The sequence below is a fragment of the Xanthobacter sp. BG11Y11_SDJG genome (genome assembly GCF_057364445.1).
This window is the reverse complement of sequence record NZ_JBNFNU010000802.1, coordinates 1-759: the sequence shown is the minus strand read 5'-3', so window position 1 is coordinate 759 and position 759 is coordinate 1. Positions and strand designations below refer to the sequence as shown.

The 759-nt window shown below is 66.7% G+C and carries 1 protein-coding gene and 1 pseudogene; one reads left to right on the top strand and one right to left on the bottom strand.

The genetic code is table 11. The annotated features are described in order from the left end of the window. Nucleotides 1–207 (top strand): annotated as a pseudogene (locus AC2W7M_RS26620) (hypothetical protein); the annotation flags it as partial. On the opposite strand, the gene sciP reads toward AC2W7M_RS26620, so the two are convergent. After that, nucleotides 195–470, bottom strand: a complete 276-nt coding sequence (gene sciP, locus AC2W7M_RS26615; RefSeq protein WP_121622632.1) for a CtrA inhibitor SciP — start codon at nt 468–470, stop codon at nt 195–197. The pseudogene AC2W7M_RS26620 and the gene sciP sit on opposite strands and share 13 nt — an antisense overlap. Between the last annotated feature and the right edge of the window lie 289 nt (nt 471–759).

Below are 759 nucleotides of genomic sequence, written 5' to 3'. Positions count from 1 at the left end.
ATGCGGCTTGCGGCGCGGGGGCGCGAAGACGCCGCCGAGATCGCCGAGCGCCTCGCGCACGCGCCGTCCGTGGACGTGGCGCCGGATCTGGTGATCGAAAACGTGGGTTCGCCGGAGACCGCGGCGAGCGGCTGCGCGCCTTCATCGCCGCGCTGCTGGCAACCGCCGGTCCGGCCGGCGGCTGAGCGCGCCGGCTACTGCCGGTAATGCTGGATGCGCGTGGTCCGCAGGCCGGGGAGGCCGTGACGGTCGATGGACGCCTGCCAGGAGAGGAATTCGTCGACGGTGAGCGTGTAGCGCTTGCAGGCTTCCTCAAGCGACAGCAGCCCGCCGCGCACGGCCGCGACCACTTCCGCCTTGCGGCGGATGACCCAGCGTCGCGTGTCCGGCGGCGGCAGATCCGCAATGGTCAGCGGTCCCCCGTCCGGTCCGATCACGTATTTTACTCTGGCCCGATAGGCATCGGTCATCGGTACGCCACCTGTTACTCGTTCCCAACCCGGACTGAGCGTGACAGCAGCGCATGAAAATTTCCTAAAGGACGGAGAGAAAAGAGTTTTTACTTCTATTAATGGGCGATGAACATTTGGTTGTTGAAGCGTAAACAGACGGCACACCGCGCGTATTGCCAAATGAAGACATCCACCGCGCAAGATGTCGGTCGGCCGATCCGATGACGACTCCCAGACGGGGCTGGACGGGTGCGCCATTCCGGGCCGGCGCAGCGCGCGCCGCGGGCGCGCGACGGGCGCGTGGTCT